General features: G+C 50.9%; 20 protein-coding genes and 3 tRNA genes. 6 read left to right on the forward strand and 17 right to left on the reverse strand.

The window, feature by feature from the left end; genetic code table 11:
• Position 1 precedes the first annotated feature (1 nt).
• The 17 genes from QYE77_RS01155 to QYE77_RS01235 form a co-directional block, all read right to left on the reverse strand.
• On the reverse strand, positions 2 to 511 hold the full coding sequence (locus QYE77_RS01155; RefSeq protein WP_315623451.1) for a MogA/MoaB family molybdenum cofactor biosynthesis protein: 510 nt from the start codon (positions 509 to 511) through the stop codon (positions 2 to 4).
• Between the two features lie 3 nt (positions 512 to 514).
• Positions 515 to 886 (reverse strand): response regulator transcription factor, encoded by a 372-nt coding sequence (locus QYE77_RS01160; RefSeq protein ID WP_315623453.1) that lies wholly within the window; start codon positions 884 to 886, stop codon positions 515 to 517.
• 8 nt (positions 887 to 894) lie between these two features.
• The gene (lon, locus tag QYE77_RS01165; RefSeq protein WP_315623455.1) at positions 895 to 3,462 is read right to left on the reverse strand and encodes an endopeptidase La; all 2,568 of its coding nucleotides are present in this window, start codon (positions 3,460 to 3,462) and stop codon (positions 895 to 897) included.
• 6 nt (positions 3,463 to 3,468) lie between these two features.
• Positions 3,469 to 3,897: an Hsp20/alpha crystallin family protein gene (locus QYE77_RS01170; protein ID WP_315623457.1), complete on the reverse strand. Its 429-nt coding sequence runs from the start codon at positions 3,895 to 3,897 to the stop codon at positions 3,469 to 3,471.
• Between the two features lie 27 nt (positions 3,898 to 3,924).
• On the reverse strand, positions 3,925 to 4,467 hold the full coding sequence (gene tpx, locus QYE77_RS01175) for a thiol peroxidase (RefSeq protein WP_315623459.1): 543 nt from the start codon (positions 4,465 to 4,467) through the stop codon (positions 3,925 to 3,927).
• Between the two features lie 31 nt (positions 4,468 to 4,498).
• Positions 4,499 to 4,571 (reverse strand) — tRNA-Arg (locus QYE77_RS01180).
• 120 nt (positions 4,572 to 4,691) lie between these two features.
• Entirely contained in the window at positions 4,692 to 5,675 is a 984-nt protein-coding gene (locus tag QYE77_RS01185; protein WP_315623461.1) for an ABC transporter permease, read from the reverse strand.
• The gene (locus QYE77_RS01190; protein ID WP_315623463.1) at positions 5,662 to 6,606 is read right to left on the reverse strand and encodes an ABC transporter ATP-binding protein; all 945 of its coding nucleotides are present in this window, start codon (positions 6,604 to 6,606) and stop codon (positions 5,662 to 5,664) included. The genes QYE77_RS01185 and QYE77_RS01190 overlap by 14 nt, the downstream gene beginning before the upstream one ends.
• Positions 6,607 to 6,625: 19 nt before the next feature.
• Positions 6,626 to 7,810 (reverse strand): COG1470 family protein, encoded by a 1,185-nt coding sequence (locus QYE77_RS01195; RefSeq protein WP_315623465.1) that lies wholly within the window; start codon positions 7,808 to 7,810, stop codon positions 6,626 to 6,628.
• Between the two features lie 153 nt (positions 7,811 to 7,963).
• A complete protein-coding gene (locus tag QYE77_RS01200) occupies positions 7,964 to 8,626 on the reverse strand; it encodes a hypothetical protein (protein WP_315623467.1) in 663 nt (220 codons plus the stop codon).
• 3 nt (positions 8,627 to 8,629) lie between these two features.
• Entirely contained in the window at positions 8,630 to 9,733 is a 1,104-nt protein-coding gene (locus tag QYE77_RS01205; protein WP_315623469.1) for a hypothetical protein, read from the reverse strand.
• 10 nt (positions 9,734 to 9,743) lie between these two features.
• Positions 9,744 to 9,956, reverse strand: a complete 213-nt coding sequence (locus QYE77_RS01210; RefSeq protein WP_315623471.1) for a hypothetical protein — start codon at positions 9,954 to 9,956, stop codon at positions 9,744 to 9,746.
• A 15-nt stretch (positions 9,957 to 9,971) separates the two neighbouring features.
• Positions 9,972 to 10,190: a hypothetical protein gene (locus tag QYE77_RS01215; protein WP_315623473.1), complete on the reverse strand. Its 219-nt coding sequence runs from the start codon at positions 10,188 to 10,190 to the stop codon at positions 9,972 to 9,974.
• 9 nt (positions 10,191 to 10,199) lie between these two features.
• Complete coding sequence (gene ftsZ / locus QYE77_RS01220) at positions 10,200 to 11,348, reverse strand: cell division protein FtsZ (protein ID WP_315623475.1); 1,149 nt, start codon at positions 11,346 to 11,348, stop codon at positions 10,200 to 10,202.
• An 11-nt stretch (positions 11,349 to 11,359) separates the two neighbouring features.
• Positions 11,360 to 12,694 (reverse strand): hypothetical protein, encoded by a 1,335-nt coding sequence (locus QYE77_RS01225; RefSeq protein ID WP_315623477.1) that lies wholly within the window; start codon positions 12,692 to 12,694, stop codon positions 11,360 to 11,362.
• Positions 12,681 to 12,998: a hypothetical protein gene (locus QYE77_RS01230; RefSeq protein ID WP_315623479.1), complete on the reverse strand. Its 318-nt coding sequence runs from the start codon at positions 12,996 to 12,998 to the stop codon at positions 12,681 to 12,683. The genes QYE77_RS01225 and QYE77_RS01230 overlap by 14 nt, the downstream gene beginning before the upstream one ends.
• Entirely contained in the window at positions 12,991 to 14,271 is a 1,281-nt protein-coding gene (locus QYE77_RS01235; RefSeq protein ID WP_315623481.1) for a hypothetical protein, read from the reverse strand. The genes QYE77_RS01230 and QYE77_RS01235 overlap by 8 nt, the downstream gene beginning before the upstream one ends.
• Positions 14,272 to 14,353: 82 nt before the next feature.
• Between QYE77_RS01235 and QYE77_RS01240 the strand changes: the two genes are divergently transcribed.
• The 6 genes from QYE77_RS01240 to rny all read left to right on the forward strand — a co-directional run bounded on the left by QYE77_RS01240 (position 14,354) and on the right by rny (position 20,703).
• A tRNA-Ala gene (locus tag QYE77_RS01240) sits at positions 14,354 to 14,429 on the forward strand.
• Between the two features lie 29 nt (positions 14,430 to 14,458).
• A tRNA-Ala gene (locus QYE77_RS01245) sits at positions 14,459 to 14,531 on the forward strand.
• A 344-nt stretch (positions 14,532 to 14,875) separates the two neighbouring features.
• The gene (gene leuS, locus QYE77_RS01250; protein WP_315623483.1) at positions 14,876 to 17,347 is read left to right on the forward strand and encodes a leucine--tRNA ligase; all 2,472 of its coding nucleotides are present in this window, start codon (positions 14,876 to 14,878) and stop codon (positions 17,345 to 17,347) included.
• Between the two features lie 71 nt (positions 17,348 to 17,418).
• Positions 17,419 to 18,111: a creatininase family protein gene (locus QYE77_RS01255; RefSeq protein WP_315623485.1), complete on the forward strand. Its 693-nt coding sequence runs from the start codon at positions 17,419 to 17,421 to the stop codon at positions 18,109 to 18,111.
• A 392-nt stretch (positions 18,112 to 18,503) separates the two neighbouring features.
• On the forward strand, positions 18,504 to 19,145 hold the full coding sequence (locus QYE77_RS01260; protein ID WP_315623486.1) for a regulatory protein RecX: 642 nt from the start codon (positions 18,504 to 18,506) through the stop codon (positions 19,143 to 19,145).
• A gap of 13 nt (positions 19,146 to 19,158) precedes the next feature.
• Entirely contained in the window at positions 19,159 to 20,703 is a 1,545-nt protein-coding gene (gene rny / locus QYE77_RS01265; protein ID WP_315623488.1) for a ribonuclease Y, read from the forward strand.
• Positions 20,704 to 20,705: the final 2 nt, after the last annotated feature.

Below are 20,705 nucleotides of genomic sequence, written 5' to 3' on the forward strand. Positions count from 1 at the left end.
TTTATGTTTGAAGGTGATGTCCCTTTTCGGCTTCGGGACTTTCGCGCAAAAGAGCAACAGCGTGGGGAAGAGCCGGGAGGATGATTTGGAGATTTTCAATAGCCCCTTTGGGGCTCCCGGGAAGGTTAATGATTAGGGTACGTTTTCGAAGCCCGGCAGTGGCGCGTGAAAGCATGGCGTGTGGAGTGATTTTAAGGCTAGCAGCACGCATGGCTTCTGGTATTCCTGGAAGTGGGCGCTCGATAATACTTTGGGTGGCTTCGGGGGTGATATCTCGAGGACTTACCCCAGTGCCACCCGTTGTCAAAATAAGATCTGTGATATCCTCCTCACACCATTGGAGGAGTTGTTGGCGAATCATCTCTTCCTCATCGGGAACGATTGCCGTTGCCACAACTTTCCACCCCTGTTCAGTGAGAAATTTCTCAAGCAGAGGACCTGAACTGTCGGGTCGTTCGCCACGGAAGGACCGGTCCGATACGGTTAGAATTGCCACACGTAAAGACGTCATGGGTTACGAGCCTTGTGGAATAGCCAGACTTTTGATAAGGTTGAGCAATTTTTCAGGAGCAAAGGGTTTTAGCAGAAAGGCATCTGCACCTGCCCTGTACGACTCCACGCCTAGGTCTTCACCTGAGGTCAATATCACTTTGGGTTGGAACTCGAGAGAAGATTTACGCAAGGAAGCAAGGATTTCAAAACCGCTGAATTCACGCAGATGCGCATCGAGAATGACGATTGCAGGATGTTGCTCATGTATGAGCCCCACAATCTTTTGTGGGTCGGGTAATGAAGGGGTGATAACCTGATACCCTTCTAGTTCCAACAGTGTTCTCAACAACTGTTGAGTATGCGCATGGTCTTCGATGAGGAAAATTTTGATCATACACCCTCTTAAGGGGCAGGTGATGATGCTGGTTCGGAGACAGGTTGTTCGAGGGCATTCTGAAGCACCTCATCCACAGTTTCGACGAGGACGAAGTTAATGGCTTGGCGTATCTCGTCGCTCAGGTCTTCCAGATCGCCTTCGTTATCCTTGGGGAGAATCACTGTTTTAAGCCCGGCGCGATGGGCAGCTAAAACTTTCTCTTTAATCCCACCTACTGGCAGTACCTGGCCGCGCAAGGTGATTTCGCCTGTCATTCCTACATCATGACGGACTAACCGACCGGTGAGCAGGGAGACCAGTGCGGTAGCAATGGTGACACCTGCCGATGGCCCATCTTTGGGTTGTGCTCCGGCGGGGACGTGCAGGTGGATGTCAGACTTCTCGAAAATCTCGGGGTCAATGCCTAACTCAACCGCGTGGGCACGTACGTAAGAAAGCGCTGCTTGAGCGGATTCTTGCATCACTTTACCGACCGATCCAGTCGTAATAAAGCCCTTATTGCCCGGCATACGGGTGGCTTCCACAAACAGAATCTCGCCACCGACCGGGGTCCAGGCCAAGCCGATAGCGACGCCGGGAATCTCCGTGCGGCGAATAATTTCCTGTGTAGCCAGGTACTTGGGGCGTCCCAAGTACTCGCGCACCTTTTCAACATCCACGTGGACCTGGGTGGCTTTGCCTTCAGTAATTTGTACGGCAACTTTGCGGCAGACGCCCCCGATTTCTCGCTCTAAATTGCGAACCCCGGCTTCACGGGTGTAATGGCGGATTATATTTAAAATGGCTTCATCGGTGAATTCAACTTCCTCAGTCTTTAAGCCATTTTCACGAATCTGGCGTGGGATTAAGTAATACCGGGCAATCTTTAATTTTTCGTTCTCAGTGTATCCTGATAACTGGATCACCTCCATACGATCCAGCAAGGGGGCTGGAATGGTCTCAAGGGTATTGGCTGTAGTGATGAACATGACTTGGGAAAGGTCAAAGGCGACCTCAATGTAATTGTCACGGAACTCTGCGTTTTGTTCAGGGTCAAGAACTTCAAGTAGTGCCGACGCCGGATCACCACGGAAATCGACCCCAAGTTTATCTATTTCATCCAGCATGAAGACGGGGTTGCGCGATTCCACGCGGCGTAAGGCTTGAATTATCCGTCCGGGCATTGCTCCAATGTAAGTGCGACGATGGCCGCGGATTTCAGCCTCATCGCGCATCCCACCCAAGGATATGCGCACAAATTTTCGCCCTAGTGCGCGTGCAATAGATTGTCCAAGAGACGTTTTCCCTACACCAGGCGGTCCAACGAAGCAAAGAATGACACCTTCCCGCTCGCGTCGAATACGGTCGCTAGTGGTTTGGGTTTGTAAAAGTTCTTTGCGTTCCTGCCGCAATTTGCGCACGGCCAGAAATTCTAAGATACGTTCTTTGATATCCTCAAGGCCGTAGTGATCTTCGTCTAAAACGCGCCGGGCGTTTTGAATATCCAGGTTATCCGGTGTGGTAATGGACCAAGGGAGCGAGACTAACCAATCCAAATAGGTGCGAATGACGCCGTATTCGGCGGCGGCTGTAGGGAGTTTGGCCAAACGATCCAATTCGCGACGGGCTTGTTTTTCAGCCTCTTCGGGCATTTTGGCGGCTTCAATGCGTTTGCGGAATTCCTCGATCTCTGCGGCTTGCTCGTCTCCCTCGCCTAATTCGCGTTGAATGGCTTTGAGCTGCTCGCGTAAAAAGTATTCTCGCTGGACCTTGTCTATTTCGGAGCGGGCTTCTTTCTGAATTTTTTGGCTTAATTCAAGAACCTCAATTTCACGGGCCAGGATGGTTACCAGCTTTTGAAGTTTTTCGCTAATGCGATTGAGTTCTAGGATCTCCTGAGCATCGTTGATGTCCATGCGCTGGATGTTGGCGATGTTGTAGACCAGTTGTAAGGGATCAGGTATAGCCGCAATGGTGGCAACCAATTCCCGCGGCATAGATGGAATCAATTCGGCCATGTGGATGAATTGCTCGCGGACGTTGCGTTCCAGCGCCTCCACTTGAAGTCCTGTTTCCAGGATCTCAGGAAGGACCTCAACCCTGGCCATCAGGTAAGGTTCGGTTGCAGTGAACTCAATAATGCGAAAACGGACAAGCCCTTGTACTAAGAGGCGGATAGTGCCATCAGGCGCCCGGAACATGCGATGAATAACTGCGGCAGTACCAACGCGAAAGAGATGTTCCGGACCAGGGGTTTCAATTTCAAACACTTTAGATGCCACCAGACCAAAAAGTCGTTCGCCTGCAACCACATCATCCACCAAACGAATGCTACGCGGTTGCCCTATGGTCAGCGGCACCATGGTTTGAGGATAAACGACAAGGCCGCGTAAAGGAAGAATGGGCAGAATTTCAGGGAGTTTGATCAATCCTTCGTTACTGCTTTGGGATTGGGGTTCAGCCGGATTTTGGGGGGCTTCATTGATAGGATTGACCTCTTCAGGGGGTAAAAGAACCTCCTGGAGTTCTTCTTCAGCATTGGTATCAAGTGGAAATTCCCACGGCTTGAGAACAGGCCAGCGATAGGCTCCCATAATAATTTACCCCTCCGTTGAAATCTCGATGGATTTGGGTTGACGCTTAGGTAACTCGACCCGTAGGAAGCCATTTTCATAGGTGGCTGTTACCTTATCAAGGTCAATAGGGACAGAAATGTCGAGTTCGAGGGCAAATTCGCCAAAAGGAATTTCCATTTGATGCACAGCTCGACGTTCATCCAAGGGTTGAGAACGTACCCCCGAAATACTCAGCCGGTTGCGATCCAGGGAGACGATAAAATCTTTTTCATGCATCCCGGCTATTTCGACCAACACGATGATTTTATCTTCCGTTTCGTAAATGTCGGTAGGGGGACGCCAAACGCGGGAGTGAACGGTGAAGTGGTAGGATACTCCCCGTGTAATAAGCAAGAGGGTCTCGCTTTCGGTAGAGGATTTATGCGAACCTGAGCGAAATACGATTGGGATCATGGGCACATCCTTTCTTGCATCATACTCCTATTGTGCCATTAGCGCATTTTTGGCGGCTTGGATGACGGCGAGATAATCCGGTTCCTGACCCTGTTCTGGCATGTAAGCCGCGTAGGTGATTTTGTCTTTTCGATCCACGACAAAAACAGAGCGCCGCAGGATGCGTCGTTCTTTGATTAAACAGCCGTATTTCTTGCCGAAGTCGGCATCCATATGGTCGGATACCACCAGCACCCGATCTACGCCAGCAGCACCACACCATTGTTTTTGGGCATAAGGGAGATCCATGCTAATAACAATAATAACGATGTCTTCACTTAAGGCCGAGGCTTCTTCATTGAAACGGCGAGCCTCTCGGTCGCAAACTGTAGTGTTGAGCGAAGGTACAGCTGCCAGAATACGCACTTTGCCTTTGGTTGAGGCTAAAATCGGAATGGATTGCCAATCCTGGGTTTGGGCAATGAATTCAGGGGCTTGGTCACCAATTCGGACTTCGTTACCAATAAGGGTTACATCCTGACCGGCGATTTGGAAAACCCCTTTTCTTTCTGGCCAATGTTGATTGTTCATAAACACCTCTAAAAAGATTGGTTTCGGTCAATGCCCCTGGTGCGACTCGAACGCACAACCAACGGATTAGAAGTCCGCTGCTCTGTCCTTTGAGCTACAGGGGCCAAACATAATCCCCTTATGATTATTCTACTGCAAGGGGAGGGCAGCAGGCAAGTTTTTGTCGCGAACCACCCGTTATTACCAGGAGGGGAAAAATCTGCCCCTCCTGGTTTATTCAAAGTCTAGGCCCGAATTTCTTGGCGCTGGAATAGAACATAAGCGAGGGCAAACAAGAGGAGAGTCGCTGCGATCAGGCCGGTTAAGTGCGGCCAGATGAGCAGCACACTTTGGTGTAGAGGCAGGGGTGATCCAAGAATTGCGCCTTCAAGTTGGAATGGCAGTACGAAACCCAAAGAGCGTACAGTTGGATTCAACAGTGCAATGGCAATCTCTGCATATAGGGTGTTAGGAGAGATACGCGTAAGGGCAAGTTCTAGCTCGGCTTGAGCCAAGGCTTCTTGAAGCAATCCATACTGTACAGGGCGTAGGGATTGGGCGATTAGACTGGCCAGGATGTTCCAGAAGACGGTGAAAAATAACCAAGTGGCAATGGCCGCAAGAGCAGCGGTTGCCGGTTGGCGAAATACGACCGAGAACATTTGGGCGAGAACTAACCAGATGCCACCATAGAAAATGGTAGCCACTAAGAACCACAGCAAACGCCCGACCTCTTCACCATTGGGAGCCACTCCCAGCCCAATGAGCCCCATGCCAAAAATAAGCAGCCAAATGGCTGAAAAGACCAAACTAAGAGTGAAAAGCCCTGCTAGAAATTTACCGAATAGTAACGCATCGCGATAAATCGGTTGGGATAGAATTCGAGATAGGGTCTTGCGGTTAAATTCACCATTAACCGCATCAAAACCTAAGGCAATAGCAATCAGGGGAACCAGGAAACCCAGAAAGCCGATCAACGAGGGAAGCGGGTCCTGAGAGAGGGTGAACAGTTTCAAATAAATAAAGCGGTCGCTGCCAATTGAAGCGCGAATCTGTTGCATAGCCACATAAACGGTGCCACCTGCTGTGAGCAGAATCAAGAGTTCTAGAATGCGCATACGGGCACTGGTCAAATGGTCAGCCATTTCCTTGGCGACCACGGCCCAAAGACCCGTCCAGGGAGAACCTTCACGCATGGATTGCGCTTCAACTCGTTCAAGCACGGACATGTTCCACCTCCTGGAAGTACTGAGCGTAGATCTCATCGAGGCTCTGGGCTTCCATGCTTAAACCCCGTAATTGACCACCAGCAGCGATGAGCGCTTTGGCTGCTTCATGACGGATATCTGAGGTCGCTTCAATCTCAAGCATGGTTGCATTAAGAGGGCGCACATTAACGGAACCAGGGATCTGTTTTAGGGCTTCAAGGATAGCGGGCGTTATGTCGGGTGTTTCCAAGTAGATGCGGAAGGCTTTTCCAAGCACTTTGCGTCCCAGTTCATCCACGGTGCCGACCAGCATCATTTTGCCTCGGTGGAAAAGGCCAACCCGATCACAAACCGCCTGAACTTGATGTAGAAGATGTGAAGAAAGCAAAATGGTAATGCCTTCTGAACGTAAATTGCGGATGATGTCCAGAAATTCTCGTGCCCCTTCAGGATCTAGTCCTTGGGTTGGCTCGTCCATAATGATGATCTGAGGTTGTTTGATCAAAATTTCGGCTACCCCTAATCGCTGGCGCATCCCGCGAGAGAATGTGGCGACGGGCTTATCCCGCATCTCGCTTAGATTAACTTTCCTTAATGCTTCTTCTATCCTTCGGTTGGCTTCCTCGCGGGATAAGCCGTTGAGTTTGGCAATATAAATCAGGTTCTCATACGCTGTAAGTTCGTCATAAAACCCAACCTGATCGGGGAGATACCCTACATGTGCCTTGACGGTTAGCGGCTGGCGAGTGGGGTCATAACCTAACACTCGGATGCTTCCCGAGGTTGGTTCAGTCAGCCCCAAGATCATTAGAATGGTGGTGGTCTTCCCGGCACCGTTGGGGCCGAGAAGACCAAACACCTCGCCTTTCCGAACAGTTAGATTCAAATGGTCAACAGCAACAAAGTCGCCATATTTCTTGGTTAAGTCCTTGGTTACGATGACCTCGCTCATATCCGAGCCTCCTGTGAGATCACCGACGACCAAAGCGGGTAACGGCTAGCATCACAACACCAACAGCAACCGCAATTAGGATAACACCGGTAATGCCCCACAAGGTAGAAGTCAGCACGGTAATTCGAAAGTCTACCGACTTGGAAGCTCCCTGTGAAGGGGTGGCCCGCAGGGTGAGCATATAATCGCCTGCGATTGCGTTATCGGCGGGTTTTACCTTAATAGTGACCTCGGCCTGTCCATTAGCAGCGATTTCCTCCACTACTTCAGGATCAAAGGTGACCGTCCAGCCGCTGGGGGCACTGGCAGATAGCTTTACCCCTTGGGCGGGGGCACTTCCCGTGTTCTGAACCACCAATTTAATGGATGTTTCGCGTCCGGTGTAAACCTGACCCGAAAGACGACCATCGGGGGTGGTGATGCTCAAAGAAGGTTGCCCGGTCACCTCGGCGGTGAGATCAAGCGAAGCCTGAACATCATTACCCTGGGCTATGATCGTAATGGGGTAACTTCCGGCAGTAATATCTACCAGGGGTTGAGCCTCAACGGTAATGGATTTGCTCTCTTTTGCGCCTAAAGGTAACGAGGTAACATCCTGTCCACCATAGCGGAAATTGACCTGAAAGCCACGTGGGGCGTTAGCGCTTAGGTTCACGGTGATTTCGTCATCTCCCTCATTTTTGAGAGTGACACTATAACGGAAGGTGGTGCTAGGTGAACCGCGCAATACGGGCAGGTCAACGTCAAATGTTAGACGTGAGGGTTGCTTCTCCTTGATCGTAATTTCGATAGGGAGTTGGGCGCTGGCATTGGCTGTACGAGCCGTGACTACAACCCGATAAGTACCCGCTGTTATGGTTTTCGGCTGGTCTAAACGTAAATCTAGGTTTACCTCGCTATCGGCTTGAACATAGACGGCTTGCACGGTTTTGCCACCCCCACGGAGCGTTGCTGTCCAACCTTCGGGTACTTCGGTAACCTCAAGATGCACTACCTCGGGTTGGGAGGCAACACGGACATGAACATCAACCGAGACGGTTTCTCCTGGTCCAACTACAATGCTTGGATAGGACGTATAGAGGGTTAAGTTAGATGAGTTGCTATTGGGAGAAAGGTCTTGGGCTAAGGCAGGAAAAACGACGGAGACTGTACTCAAGAGGGCTAACCCGAGAGCAAGGAAGAGGTTCACGATATGGCGTTTCATCGGATCTCGCCTCCATGAAAGATTAGAGTATGAGGTTGAGTAAGGGTTTTGTTTTCCTTTCAACGAAAAGATCACGCGGGTTTGGTTAAACCAGCGCCTAATATAGCACGGTTATATAAGAGGATTATTAAAACCGTGTTTAGAAGTGGTTTATCAAGGCTGGAAGACCACGCATTCTAGCGGGTTATTGTTTTCTAAATCAAGTCTATGGCGAATTTCTAACGCTGTTTCAAGTGAGAGGCTAGAATGGAAATGATCGGGAAGGTGAATTTGTTGCTCGATGAGGTTCGATAAGGCCTCTCCCGAGCCTTGGATGCGCTGACATATCTGGGTGAATACATCTCTGGCGGCAAGTTCTTGGCCAGTGTCTGTTCCTTGATCAGAGTTTAATGACCATTGGCTTAATTGCCTCAACGCGGTACTGTCTAAAACCAAATAGTCCTGCCAGGGTATCTGGTAAACCCGTGTGGCTTGATCCATAAAAAGGGGGGATAGCTTGTTCTCTACATCCCAAATTTGGGTGAACTTGGGAAATTTATGATCGGGTAGTGGTGTAGGTGATAAGGGTTGAAAGATCAGTTTGCGTTGCGGGTAGTAAATGATGAGAGCCCAGAGGTCTTTTACCTCTGGGCTAGAAAGGGCAAAATCGTTGATGACAAGGATCAGAAGATTGCGTTGGTTAGGAAGTGTCGGTAACGGAGTGGCGGTTAATTGGGACTTATTAGAAGCATTAGTAATGTAGCGATTAGTCAGGTAACCTAAAAATGCACAGATGAAAAAAACGAGAAAAATCAGCATGCCAATTCGTTTGCCCATTTTTCAAGGTCGGTCGCGATTTTTTATTAGGGCTTGGTCCTTAGGACGGCCGAGTTGTGCTCCGACAGGGCTGTTTTGTTGGAGCACCCATTTGATAAGAGGGTAAAGTGGGTGCCGTTCACTTTTTCCAAGAATTAGACTTCTGGTCTCTAAGCCAGTTTGAGATGGGTTAAGGTCATAAATAAAGACATTGCCAATATACAATTGAGAACGAATTTGCGCCAGCGCCTGACGCAACCACTTGATCTCTTGCTCAGTTGCTAGATAAACCTTGTCCTCGGGATTTATTTTACCATCGGGAACGCTCAAACGCGTGATCCAAATTACACCATTCTCGTGGTGAGAAGAAAGCATCATTTGGCGTATGGACTCATAATGACGTAAACCCCATGGAGCCTTTGATGAAGGGGGCTTTAAAGGGTCGCCGCTTAATGGGCTGAGGTGTAGGCTTAAGATGGGCATGTCCTGAGCCATGCCCTGTTGGTAAAGTCCTTCTAGAAAGTAAAGATCATCCAATGCCCCCGTGGAAATTTGATTCGGTGTGGGGGGTTGTAAACCACCAGCCACCAGGTAAAGAGATGGAACTTGTTCTTGAACCCGGCGTTTGACCTCACGATATAGAGAGGCGTAATGGTCTGGATTGGGGGTGCTTCCCCAACCCTCTGGAGTATTGGCAGCCGGGAAAAGTTCCACTGCGCGAAGGGCACCAGGGTAACGCTGGGCAAGCGAAAGGATAAATTGAGCTGTCAACACCGGGTCAGGTCCAGAGGGCGATAACGCCCAGGATGGCGCCTGGGTCAGGCTGACCATCACGGGTATGTTTTCGCGCGTGGCTAGTTGCATAAGGGGGGTAAGTTGGTTAAAGTTCAGACGTGTATCAGGGGTGGGCTGAAGTTCTTGCCAGGATAGAGAAACGCTAACCCAATTGGGTTTCAAATCCGCGAGGTTTTGAAGCGCAATGTCTGATAGCGGTCCACCGGGGTAGAAGTGCACTCCAATAGCAAGATCAGATGAACCCGGTGTGCCTGGCGCGGCAGATCCAGGCTGTGTTAGTAGCAGTCCTAATCCAAGGCCAATGATTACAGCCAAGACCATCCAATGTTTCATAGGACTCCCGTCATCGTACTGTGAATTGGGCTATGATCATACCGGTCAAGAAACCTCCAACAGCCGCAAGGAGCAGAAACTTCAGATACATGTCCAATGAGTAGCGTTTCCATAAGCGATATAGATAGCGCAGTATTTGTTGAAGAGGCGTGATGTGAGTAAGGCTTGCGATGAAAAAATCCCACCATGCAATTTCAATGCGTTGGAGAAATGAGTGAAACATGGATGCCCTCCTTAACTAGCGTGAAAGACTGGTTTTAAGGATTTTTCCGTTCTTGGTAACCGTAGCCCGCACAATTTGATGGTGAGATTTGCCGTCAGCAGAGGTGGCGCGGCTTTCAAATATTAGAAGGAAAATCTCCTCGGTTTGGGGCTTGATTTTGGGTTTTTGCCCCTCTACTTGAGGAAAACGATTGTAAATCTGACGACAGACCTTATGTAGAGTTTGTGCGTCCATAAGCAACCCTTAGCGTGCACGCCGACGCAGGAAAGCCGGGATGTCAAGGTTATTTACGGGCGAAATATCGTCATCTACTTGGGATACAGAAACAGGAATTGCCGTCGTAGAGGCAGTTATTGCTTCTGCAGTTTTCGGGGTTGAGATTCTCTCTTTTTTGGGCATTTCGACAGGTGTTGCTCCAAGGCCGGTAATTACCATAATGACCTGAACCCGATCCTCCATGGCGGGATTCGTAACTACTCCGGGGATAATTTCAATGCGATTATTGGTGCGGGCTTGAAGGTCATTAAGAGCCTCTACGACTTCCATGAAGGTCAAATCAGGGCCGGCTGTGAAATTGACAATAACCGCAGAGGCATTTTCAAGGTTGATCGAATCCAACAAGGGATGATGCAATGCCTGTTCAATGGCTTTTTGGGCTTTCCCTTCACCTTGACCAAAACCAATTGAAAGTACGGAACCACCTCCTGATTGCATGACCTGGCGGATATGAGCAAAGTCAATGTTGATCAAGCCCGGTTCGGTGATTAATTCCGAGATGCCTTGGATACCTTGACGTAAGACATCATCCGCTAATCGGAAGGCCAGTTCTAGGGGGAGGTTCTCGGGGGCAATGGCCAGCAAGCGGTCGTTGGGTATGGTGATCAGGGTGTCGGTATAGGGGCGAAGGCGCGCTAACCCTTCTGAAGCGTTCGTTTGGCGACGGCCCACTTCCCACATGAAAGGCAACGTAACCACGGCAACGGTGACAGCCCCTAACGAACGGGCAACCCGAGCGGCGATGGGAATAGCCCCGGTACCTGTTCCGCCGCCCATGCCAGCAGTGAGAAATACCATATCGGCGCCGCAAAGGGCATCATTCAATTCGCGGTAACTTTCCTCTGCCGCGGCTTCGCCAACGCTGGGATTTCCTCCCGCTCCCAAGCCACGCGTAAGACGGGGCCCAAGTTGAATTTTGACCGGCGCCAGTGATTGTTGCAGAATTTGGGCGTCAGTATTCGCGGCAATAAACTCGACGCCGCTAATTCCTAACTCAATCATGCGATTAACCGCATTACATCCTGCTCCGCCCAACCCAATGACTTTTAAGACGGGTTTGGGGGCGTTTATTTCGGTCGTTTTAGGGGAGGGTGTTTCAAACAAACGCAAGTTCATGGCGCACCTCACTATTCTGAAAATTGGGAACTGGGAGCCAATTGGACACTTTGAACCTCACATCCATTGGCTTTTAATTGGATGAAAATTTCAGGGGGGTGTTGTTCGGGATCTACCACGGTAACGCACTGGGCAAACATGGCTTCAGTCAACGACGTACCAAAAGTGGGTTGATCTCCAGCTGGAATCTGAGTAAGTAGAAAAGAAATAGTTTCTGGGTGAATATGCCAAGTGGGGGGCAAAAGGATGTAATGCCGAATAGGGCGCCCCATGCGCTCCAGCACGTCTGAAATTTCTGGTGAGCCTTTTAAACTCGAGTGCACCAAAGCGGGTTCTAACCATTGGGTTAGTGTTGGGGTGAGCGGTTTTCCCTCTTGAAACCAAGCCTGGGCTTCAAATGGACTGTCCGCCGCTGCGGCTAGCAACCAGAAGTTGCAGGAAGCTAAATAGGGAGGGTAGTCATTGGGTACAGGCGACGAGATCGAGGAAAGAGAGAAAAACACCTCTCGTGTGGCAGGAAATTCGGTTGGATGACATGAATTGGGGCGGTGGATCAAGTCTAGAGGGTCACCGGGTAGCCCCACCTGATAAATGTGGATGGGCAGTGAACGTTCTAAGACGGCTTGTGCAATGGCTTCATACCATTCAAAAATACGAAACCCTCGATGATCTTGTGTTTGAGCGTTTTGATCATAGGGGCGGGCTTCGGGCCAGGCTAATGGTCCTCCTTGTCCCCACTCAAGGGGATGATTGTGGGTCCAGGCATAGGCAGAGAGATGTAAATTATCCGCAATGTCATATTGATGTCGGCGTTCTAGAATGACAAGGACATTTTGGAGGAAGGCTGTATCCCAGTAATCGCCTCCAGGATAAAGGGGAGCAAGGATCGGGTTGCCTCCACATTTCACAATCCACTGTGCCCAGGGCAAAAAGGCATCTACAAATGCTTCGGTCAAGTCAGGGTGGGTCCAGTAAGACATCCCCCAGGTGGATTTGAGATTAGGGCGATCAAAAATTTGAATGTAGCGACAACCCCATTTGATATAGGCTTCCATGATAGGAGCAACTTCTTTGAAGGCGGGTGGGGCAGATGGCGAGAATGGGAATTGGATCAGGGGAGTAATACCCTGATGAATCAGGCCACGGATAAATTCTTCCGGAATGGCTCGTGCGGGTGAGGACTCCAACACCAGCCAGCCCACCTTGAGGCGCATGAGCAGTGGCAACCAAGTTTGAAGATCGTGGGCAGTATAATGCAGTGTATCGGGAAAATAATGAAACCCCAAACGACTAGGGGAGAGTAGGGGGTTTGAGGATTGGAATTGGTGCGTTTCAGATCGTCTCATGGTACTCGCAGAGTCTAAGGGGATTGCCATATATAAATGCAAGAACTGTGCCAATCTCTAGATGGACTACTCTTAGATTGGGAGATGGGAAACAATAAGTTTGCGAAGAAATGCGTTCCCGTGTCAAGCCAAAAGATAATGTTACCGAACGGCTATTGTTCTGCCAAAAGATAATGTTACCCAAGCGGCCACTCCTTTCAGGGAAGGTGGGATGGAAAAGCTGAATGTCAAAGAACAATCTGGCCAGTTGGCCTTCGGGGGTGCCACACAAGCGCTGATAGCCAACGACCAGCCGATCAGACATGTGAATGCTCTGGCTGTTGTAAGGTCAGGCGGACATCCTCCACCTGACCCTCTGGAGCACAGGGCAGGTGGGCGAGGCGGTCAACCAGCGCCTGGATCTCTTCACGCAAGCGCATGGGATTGGTTTGCTCACGCAGGGCCAGGCAGGCCGCCTGTTTCTCCGGGGAGAGTGCACCGGCCTGGATGAGCCGTTCGAGAGGCGGGATGGCAGGGGCGTACATGCGTTTGACTTTGGCAGGCGTCTGTTCGGAGCGGATACGTTTTTCTTGCAGGCGCAGGACGGGCTGGAAGAAGTTATGGTATAGCCAGAGTTTGTCATAGAGTTGGTTGAGCAAATGGGTCTGTTCCACCGTGTCCAGCCGACCATAGCCGACATAGGCGCGCACCAGCGAGAAGTTGTTTTCTTCCACAAAGCGATTGTCGTTCTTGTGAAAGGGACGGCTGCGCGAAACGTCTGCTTTCACTTTGTCCTTCCAGTAACGCAGGAGATGGGCGTTCAGGAACTCGCTGCCGTTATCCGGGTGCAATTCGCGGATTGCGAAGGGTAAACGCTGGCGAATGCGCTCAAAGCCGTCTTGCATGACCAGCCAGGAGCGTCCCAGCACTGCCACACACTCACTCCAGCCACTGGCCACGTCCACCAGTTGCAGGGTGTGGACGTATTGTCCCTGGGAGCTTAAGCCGCAGTGGTGCACCAGGTCGACTTCCAGGTGCCCGGGCTGACGTTCCTCCCAGGCAATGCGCCGCATCGGGATGAACGACCTCACGCTGGAAGTCGGGGCCGGGCGTCCCACCCGATGCGCCAGGCGCTGGGCAGCCCGTTGCGAAGCCGGCAAGCGCCGCCGCACACTGGAAATGCTGATCTTTCCCAGCAATTCCAGCGTTGTCTCGCTCAGGAGCAATTCACCGTGCGCTTGCAAGTGCCTGGCCATCCAGACCAGGTTCGGTTGCAGACGTTCGGCACAGGGATAATCCAGACTGCGAGCGATCACCGCAATCGCCGCATCTACCTCCGGCCCATACCTCTTGCCGCGCTCCCGCTTACGCCGCTTGCGTCCTAGCTCCCCATTCAGCAAACGGATCAGCGATTTGCGGTGCAGCCCGGTCACGGCCTGGGCTTCATCCAGCAGACGGCTGCGCTCTTTGCGCCCTTCCGCCCGCCAGTACCGCAGCCGTATCTTGTGTAAGTACTTGCGACGCTCATCTACGGTCATTGGATCGGTTTCGGCCATCTCGTTCACTCCGGTAACATTTTCTTTTGAGTGAACGATCATATCTCGGTAACATTTTATTTGATAGAACGCGGTTCCTTGACAGCATAAAGCCTTCCGATTAGAATTTGATTACCCTTGATGAGGGCCTGTAGCGCAGTTGGGAGCGCGCTTCAATCGCACTGAAGAGGTCAGGGGTTCGAATCCCCTCAGGTCCACCAGGCGCAAGCCGAACCTTAAAAAGGCATATGGGCCCATAGCGCAGTTGGGAGCGCGTCTCAATGGCATTGAGAAGGTCGGGGGTTCGAATCCCCCTGGGTCCACACGAGATGTGAGCCAGGAGCCATCTCCCGGCTCACTTTGTAAGACCAGGGCAGGAGTAGTAGATCATCCGCCAGAGAGTCGGGGAGGGTGGAAACCCGGCAAGGCCTTTGCGGAGGGCCAACAAGATCGAACTCGCCTGCCGCCTCGATGTTCGAGGCAAGTCGCCCGGGTGAACAAGAGTAGCCAGGGACGGGTGATGCCCGTTAGCGCATCAAAGAGTGGTCCGAGCGCTGTAGATCGGCTCGGGCAATCGGGGTGGTACCGCGGAGAACAACCTTCGTCCCTGTCGTGGCGAAGGTTGTTTTATTTTGAACCAAGATTGCTAATTCAGGAGAGATCGAGGATGAATATCTCGGTTCCAACGTATAACCCAACTGAAATTGAACGCAAATGGCAAGAAAAATGGGAGGCGGATGGTTTATATCATGCCGATATTGATTACAGCCGCCCCAAACATTACGCATTGACCATGTTGCCGTATCCCTCAGGGGATTTGCATATTGGTCACTGGTATGCCATGACGCCCTCAGATGCGCGGGCGCGTTTTATGCGTATGCAAGGTTACAACGTGCTTTTCCCGATGGGGTTTGATGCCTTCGGCTTGCCCGCAGAAAACGCCGCGATCAAACATAACATTCATCCTAAAGAATGGACTTACCGCAACATTGAACGAATGCGCAAGCAACTCAAGAGTATGGGGGCGATGTTTGACTGGCGGCGTGAAGCCATAAGTTCGGATCCTGAGTATTATCGTTGGACACAATGGTTCTTTGTGCAATTCTACAAAAATGGTTTGGCTTACCGCAAAGGCGGAATGGTAGATTGGTGTCCATCTTGCAATACAACTTTGGCCCGAGAGCAAGTCGTAGGCGAGGATCGTGTTTGTGAACGTTGTGGCACACCAGTGATCAAGAAAAACCTGGAGCAGTGGTTCTTCCGCCTGACAAAGTATGCCGAAGAGTTGCTCTCATTCGAGGGAATTGACTGGCCAGAGCGGGTGCGTACACTGCAAATTAATTGGATCGGGCGTTCTGAGGGAGCGGCGGTAACATTTCGAACTGAACAAGGGGATCCTATCGAGGTCTTCACCACGCGCCCGGATACGCTATGGGGAGCGACGTTTATGGTACTCGCTCCAGAGCACCCGTTGGTCGAGAAGGTGACCACCCTCGAACAGAAAGCGGCAGTTGAAGCCTACATTTACCAAGCTCTCCGCCAATCGGATATTCAACGTGAAGCCGCCGATCGAGAAAAAACGGGGGTGTTTACTGGTGGGTATGCCATCAACCCGGTTAATGGTGAGCGTATCCCAATTTGGATTGCGGATTACGTACTGATGAGTTATGGCACCGGTGCCATTATGGCGGTTCCGGCCCACGACGAACGTGACTTCGCCTTTGCTCGTAAATATGGCTTGCGCATTATTCCCGTTATTCAACCCGAAGGGATGGTGTTGGATGGTGACACGATGGAGCAAGCCTACACCGGGCCAGGATACATGATTAATAGCGGGCCGTTGAACGGCACTTATGTCAATGGTAAAGGACATAATGATCCGGGCATTCGCAAGGTTATTGAATACCTAGAAGCCCATGGATTAGGGCGGGCTGAAGTTTCCTACAAACTCCGTGACTGGCTGATTTCGCGGCAGCGTTATTGGGGCGCGCCTATTCCTATTATTTATTGCCCGAAATGCGGTACTGTGCCCGTTCCTGAAGATCAATTGCCAGTGCTGTTGCCAGACGATGTGGAATGGCGGCCCACAGGTGAGAGCCCGCTAAAGTTACATCCCACCTGGCGATTCACCACGTGTCCGACCTGTGGAGGGCCAGCCGAGCGAGAGACGGACACTATGGATACGTTTATGTGTTCGTCATGGTATCACCTGCGTTATTTGAGCCCTCATTATGATCAATGGCCCTTTGATCCTCGCGAGTATGATTACTGGATGCCGGTGGATACCTATACTGGGGGCATTGAGCATGCAACGATGCACTTGATTTACACACGCTTTTTCCATAAAGCATGCCGGGACATTGGGATTACAAAAGGCAATGAACCCATGTTGCAACTGCGCAATCAAGGAATGGTCTTGGGCGAAGATTCAGAGAAAATGTCCAAGAGCCGTGGAAATGTGATTGCCCCGGATGATTTGGTAGCGCGCTATGGGGCGGATACGGTACGCGCATACTTGATGTTCTTTGCCCGGTGGGATCAGGGTGGGCCGTGGAACAGTGGTGGTATTGAAGGCGTGCATCGTTGGTTGAGGCGTGTATGGTCAGTGATCTTAGAGCCGGTTAATGAACAGAATCAAGCCGATGAGGCAACCTTGCGCCAGTTGCGTCGCAAAGTTCATCAGACTTTGCGCTCGGTGACGCGTGACTTTCGCGAGTTTGAGTTCAATACCATTGTGTCCTCACTCATGGAATTGCTGAATGAGATGAGCAAAGCCAAACAAAATGGTGCCTGGGGCAGTATGGCCTGGGATGAGGCAGTGGATATTTATCTGCGCATGCTGGCGCCGGTATGCCCACACATCAGCGAGGAAATCTGGGCATTACTGGGTAAGCCCTACTCGATCCATGCCCAAGCATGGCCACAGGTAGATGAAGAGGCGGCTAAAGAAGAAATGATCACCATTGTGGTCCAGATAAACGGAAAAGTACGCGATCGTTTAACAGTGAATGCAGAAATCAGTGATGAAGAAGTAAAAGCACTGGCCTTGCAAAGTGAAGTCGTCCAGCGTTATTTGGGTGGAAAACCACCACAGCAAATCATCTACGTGCCACGGCGATTGGTCAGCATTGTGGTTTAAGCCTGATGGGGTGCTGCTCAATAGATATAGGCAGCGCCCTTTTTATTTATCTTTCGTAAGGGAGGATCTCCATGCGCTTTGAAGAACTTAACTGGATGGATATTGAACGCTACTTAGAACGGGATAATCGAATTATGGTGGTCTTAGGGGCTTGTGAACAACATGGCTATCTAAGCCTTTTGACCGATGTGAAAATTCCATTGGCATTGGCCGATGCCGCCAGTCGCCAGAGTGGGGTGTTGGTATCACCCCCGTTGAATTTTGGTGTATCACCGTATTTTCTGACCTATCCAGGTACGATTTCCCTGCGCACTGAGACGTTTATCCGAGTGGTTGAAGATGTGGTAACCAGTTTATATGAACAGGGGTTTCGGCGTTTTCTGGTGCTGAACGGCCATGGAGGGAACATCGCTGCCCAGAACGTGCTGGTTGAACTGGCGAATCGTAAACCAGGCATGAAAGTTGCGTGGTACGCCTGGTGGCAATCTCACAGTGTTGAGGCTGTGGCAGCCCGCTATGGGATTAAGATTTATCATGCGGGATGGGCAGAGGCGTTCCCGTTTACCCGGGTAACGGAGCTGCCCCAAGGCGAGAAACATGTGCAGGGCTACCAAGGGTTGCTTAATGCCGAGGAAACACGGGCCATATTTGGTGATGGTGTATTTGGAGGGGATTATCAGGTTGAAGAAACAATCCTCCAGGACGTGTTTGATGCAGCGCTTAAAGATGTGTTGACTTTGCTGAATTTTGATGAATTGGCCTAAATAGGGAAATAACTGTTACCAAATTACTTCTATTGTTTGTTAAAGGATCGTGTATAATTGATTAACAAATTCTGATATTTCCTTCGCTGCTATGCCTAGTCAAGATGGCTCTGTGTGCCGCGAAAGGCAACACAGTTGAGTATTGGGATATTGATTATTATGACTATAGAAAAATGCTCACCGACCAGAAAATCACGACGGATGGGTAGCCTGAAGACTGATTCAGAGAAAAGGATTCCTGGATTGGCTGGGGTTATCAAGTGTTGTGGACCGGGTGATTGATCATCGCGATACCCCGTTCTTTTGCCCATTCATTCCATTCTGGTCATCCCGTAAGAGGGACGTGAGCGAGCCGAAAAGACGGGCGAAGCAGCGCATTGAAATTTGACAAAATGGAGCACAAAATCACGGCGCTGCGCGTTCAAAAACGTAACCCGAATCGGGTTAATGTCTACCTCGACGGATCATTTGCCTTTGGCCTATCACGCATTGTCGCAGCCTGGCTGCAGGTTGGTCAAACCCTAAGCGATGAGAAGATCGCCAGTCTCCAGGCCGAAGAAACGCGTGAGGCGGCCTATCAGGCAGCACTTCGTTATTTAAACTTCCGCCCTCGGTCCGAGGCCGAGTTGCGGAATAAACTTGAGGGCAAAGGATTCGATGCCTCGGTCATTGATGCCACTCTTCAACGTCTAACTGAAGAAGGGCTGGTGCGTGATGATCGTTTTGCCCGCTCATGGGCGGAAAGTCGGAGTCTGAGCCGTCCGCGCAGCCGACGCCTAATTGCTTTTGAACTTCGCCAGAAGGGAATATCAGAAGAAAATATTCAACAAGCGGTGGCTGATCTCGAGGATACTGAACTGGCCTTTCGGGCTGGTTTGCGTTACGCACGACGCTTGAAAAACTTGGATTTTGCAACGTTCCAGCGGCGACTGGCTGGCTTCTTACAGCGGCGGGGCTTTGCCTATGGAACGGTTGTGACAACCGTGCGGCGCATCTGGGATGAGATTCAGGCCACCCACGACACTATGACATGAATGAGGTTTAAAGATGGGTGCAAATGGAAATTTCTGGTTAATGACGTTGTTGCTTTTACTTGGGGATGCGATTTTAGTGGGGGTGGTCATTTACTTCTTACGGCGTTCTTTGGTGGCTCGAATTCAACGCGAGCAGAAAGAGATTGCTGACAGCATTATCGCCAGTGCCACAGAACAAGCCAAGTTAATCGAGATTGAGGCGCGTGACAAAGCGCTTAAGATCCTCCAAGAAACCGAAGCCGAGGTCAATCGTCGGCGTTCGGAGATTGCCCGAGAAGAGGACCGCTTACAAAAGCGCCGCCTTGAATTGGATAATCGCATTGAGCGCTTGGAACAGCGTGAGCAAGCGCTCAATAAACGCCAATCCTCCCTGGATAAACGGGCTAATGAGATTGAGCGCTTGTATGAGCAACAAATGGCAGAACTCCAACGCGTTGCTCAGATGACGGTGGAAGAAGCGCGTAGTTTGCTGTTGGCAGAGGTTGAGAAGGAAGCGCGAGCGGATATGGCGCGTGTGATCCGGCAGATTGAATCCGAAGCCCGCGCAGAAGGTGAGAAACGTGCTCGTGAATTAATCGCTGAGGCCATCCAACGCGTGGCATCAGATCACGTTTCCAGTGTTACCACTTCGGTGATCTCGCTGCCCAACGAAGAAATGAAAGGACGCATTGTGGGTAGGAACGGTCGGAATATCCGCGCTTTTGAGCAGGCGGCAGGGGTAGATGTCATCGTTGATGACACGCCGGAGACGGTGACGATTTCCTGTTTTGATCCCATCCGACGTGAAATTGCACGACGCTCATTAGAGCGCTTGATCAGTGACGGTCGTATTCACCCGGCTCAAATTGAGAAAATATTGAGCGAAGAACAGCGCGAGGTTGAGAAAGCCATAGTTGAAGCGGGCGAACAGGCTGCTTACGATGCCGGAGTCACCGGATTGCATCCTGAGATTATCAAAGTGTTAGGGCGTCTCAAATATCGCACGTCGTATGGGCAGAATCAATTGGCGCACGCTGTTGAAGTTGCCAAATTGGCGGCTGTCCTGGCGGCGGAACTAGGCGCGGACGTAGAAGCCGCTCGTATGGGTGGTCTGCTTCATGACCTGGGCAAGGCGATGGATCATAATACCGATGGCACCCATGCGATGATCGGTGCCGAATTTGCCCGCCGTTATGGTGTGCCATCCAAAGTTGTGAACATTATTGCATCTCATCACCACGAGGTGGAGCAAGAGAGCATTGAAGCGGTCATTGTGGAAGCAGCGGATGCGATCTCAGGGGCTCGTCCGGGTGCACGGCGCGAGGATCTTGAGCAATACATCAAGCGCCTGCGTGCACTTGAAGAAATTGCTAATTCCTTCAAAGGAGTTAGCCAGAGTTATGCCATTCAGGCCGGTCGGGAAATTCGCATCATCGTGCGCCCTGAAGAAATTGACGATTTGGCGGCATTGCGTTTAGCGCGAGATGTGGCCAAGAAGATCGAAGAAACCATGCAGTACCCGGGACAAATAAAAGTCACCGTGATCCGCGAAACCCGAGCGGTAGATTACGCCAAATAACC

It is taken from the genome of Thermanaerothrix solaris (assembly GCF_032334255.1).
Lineage (GTDB): Bacteria > Chloroflexota > Anaerolineae > Anaerolineales > Anaerolineaceae > Thermanaerothrix > Thermanaerothrix solaris.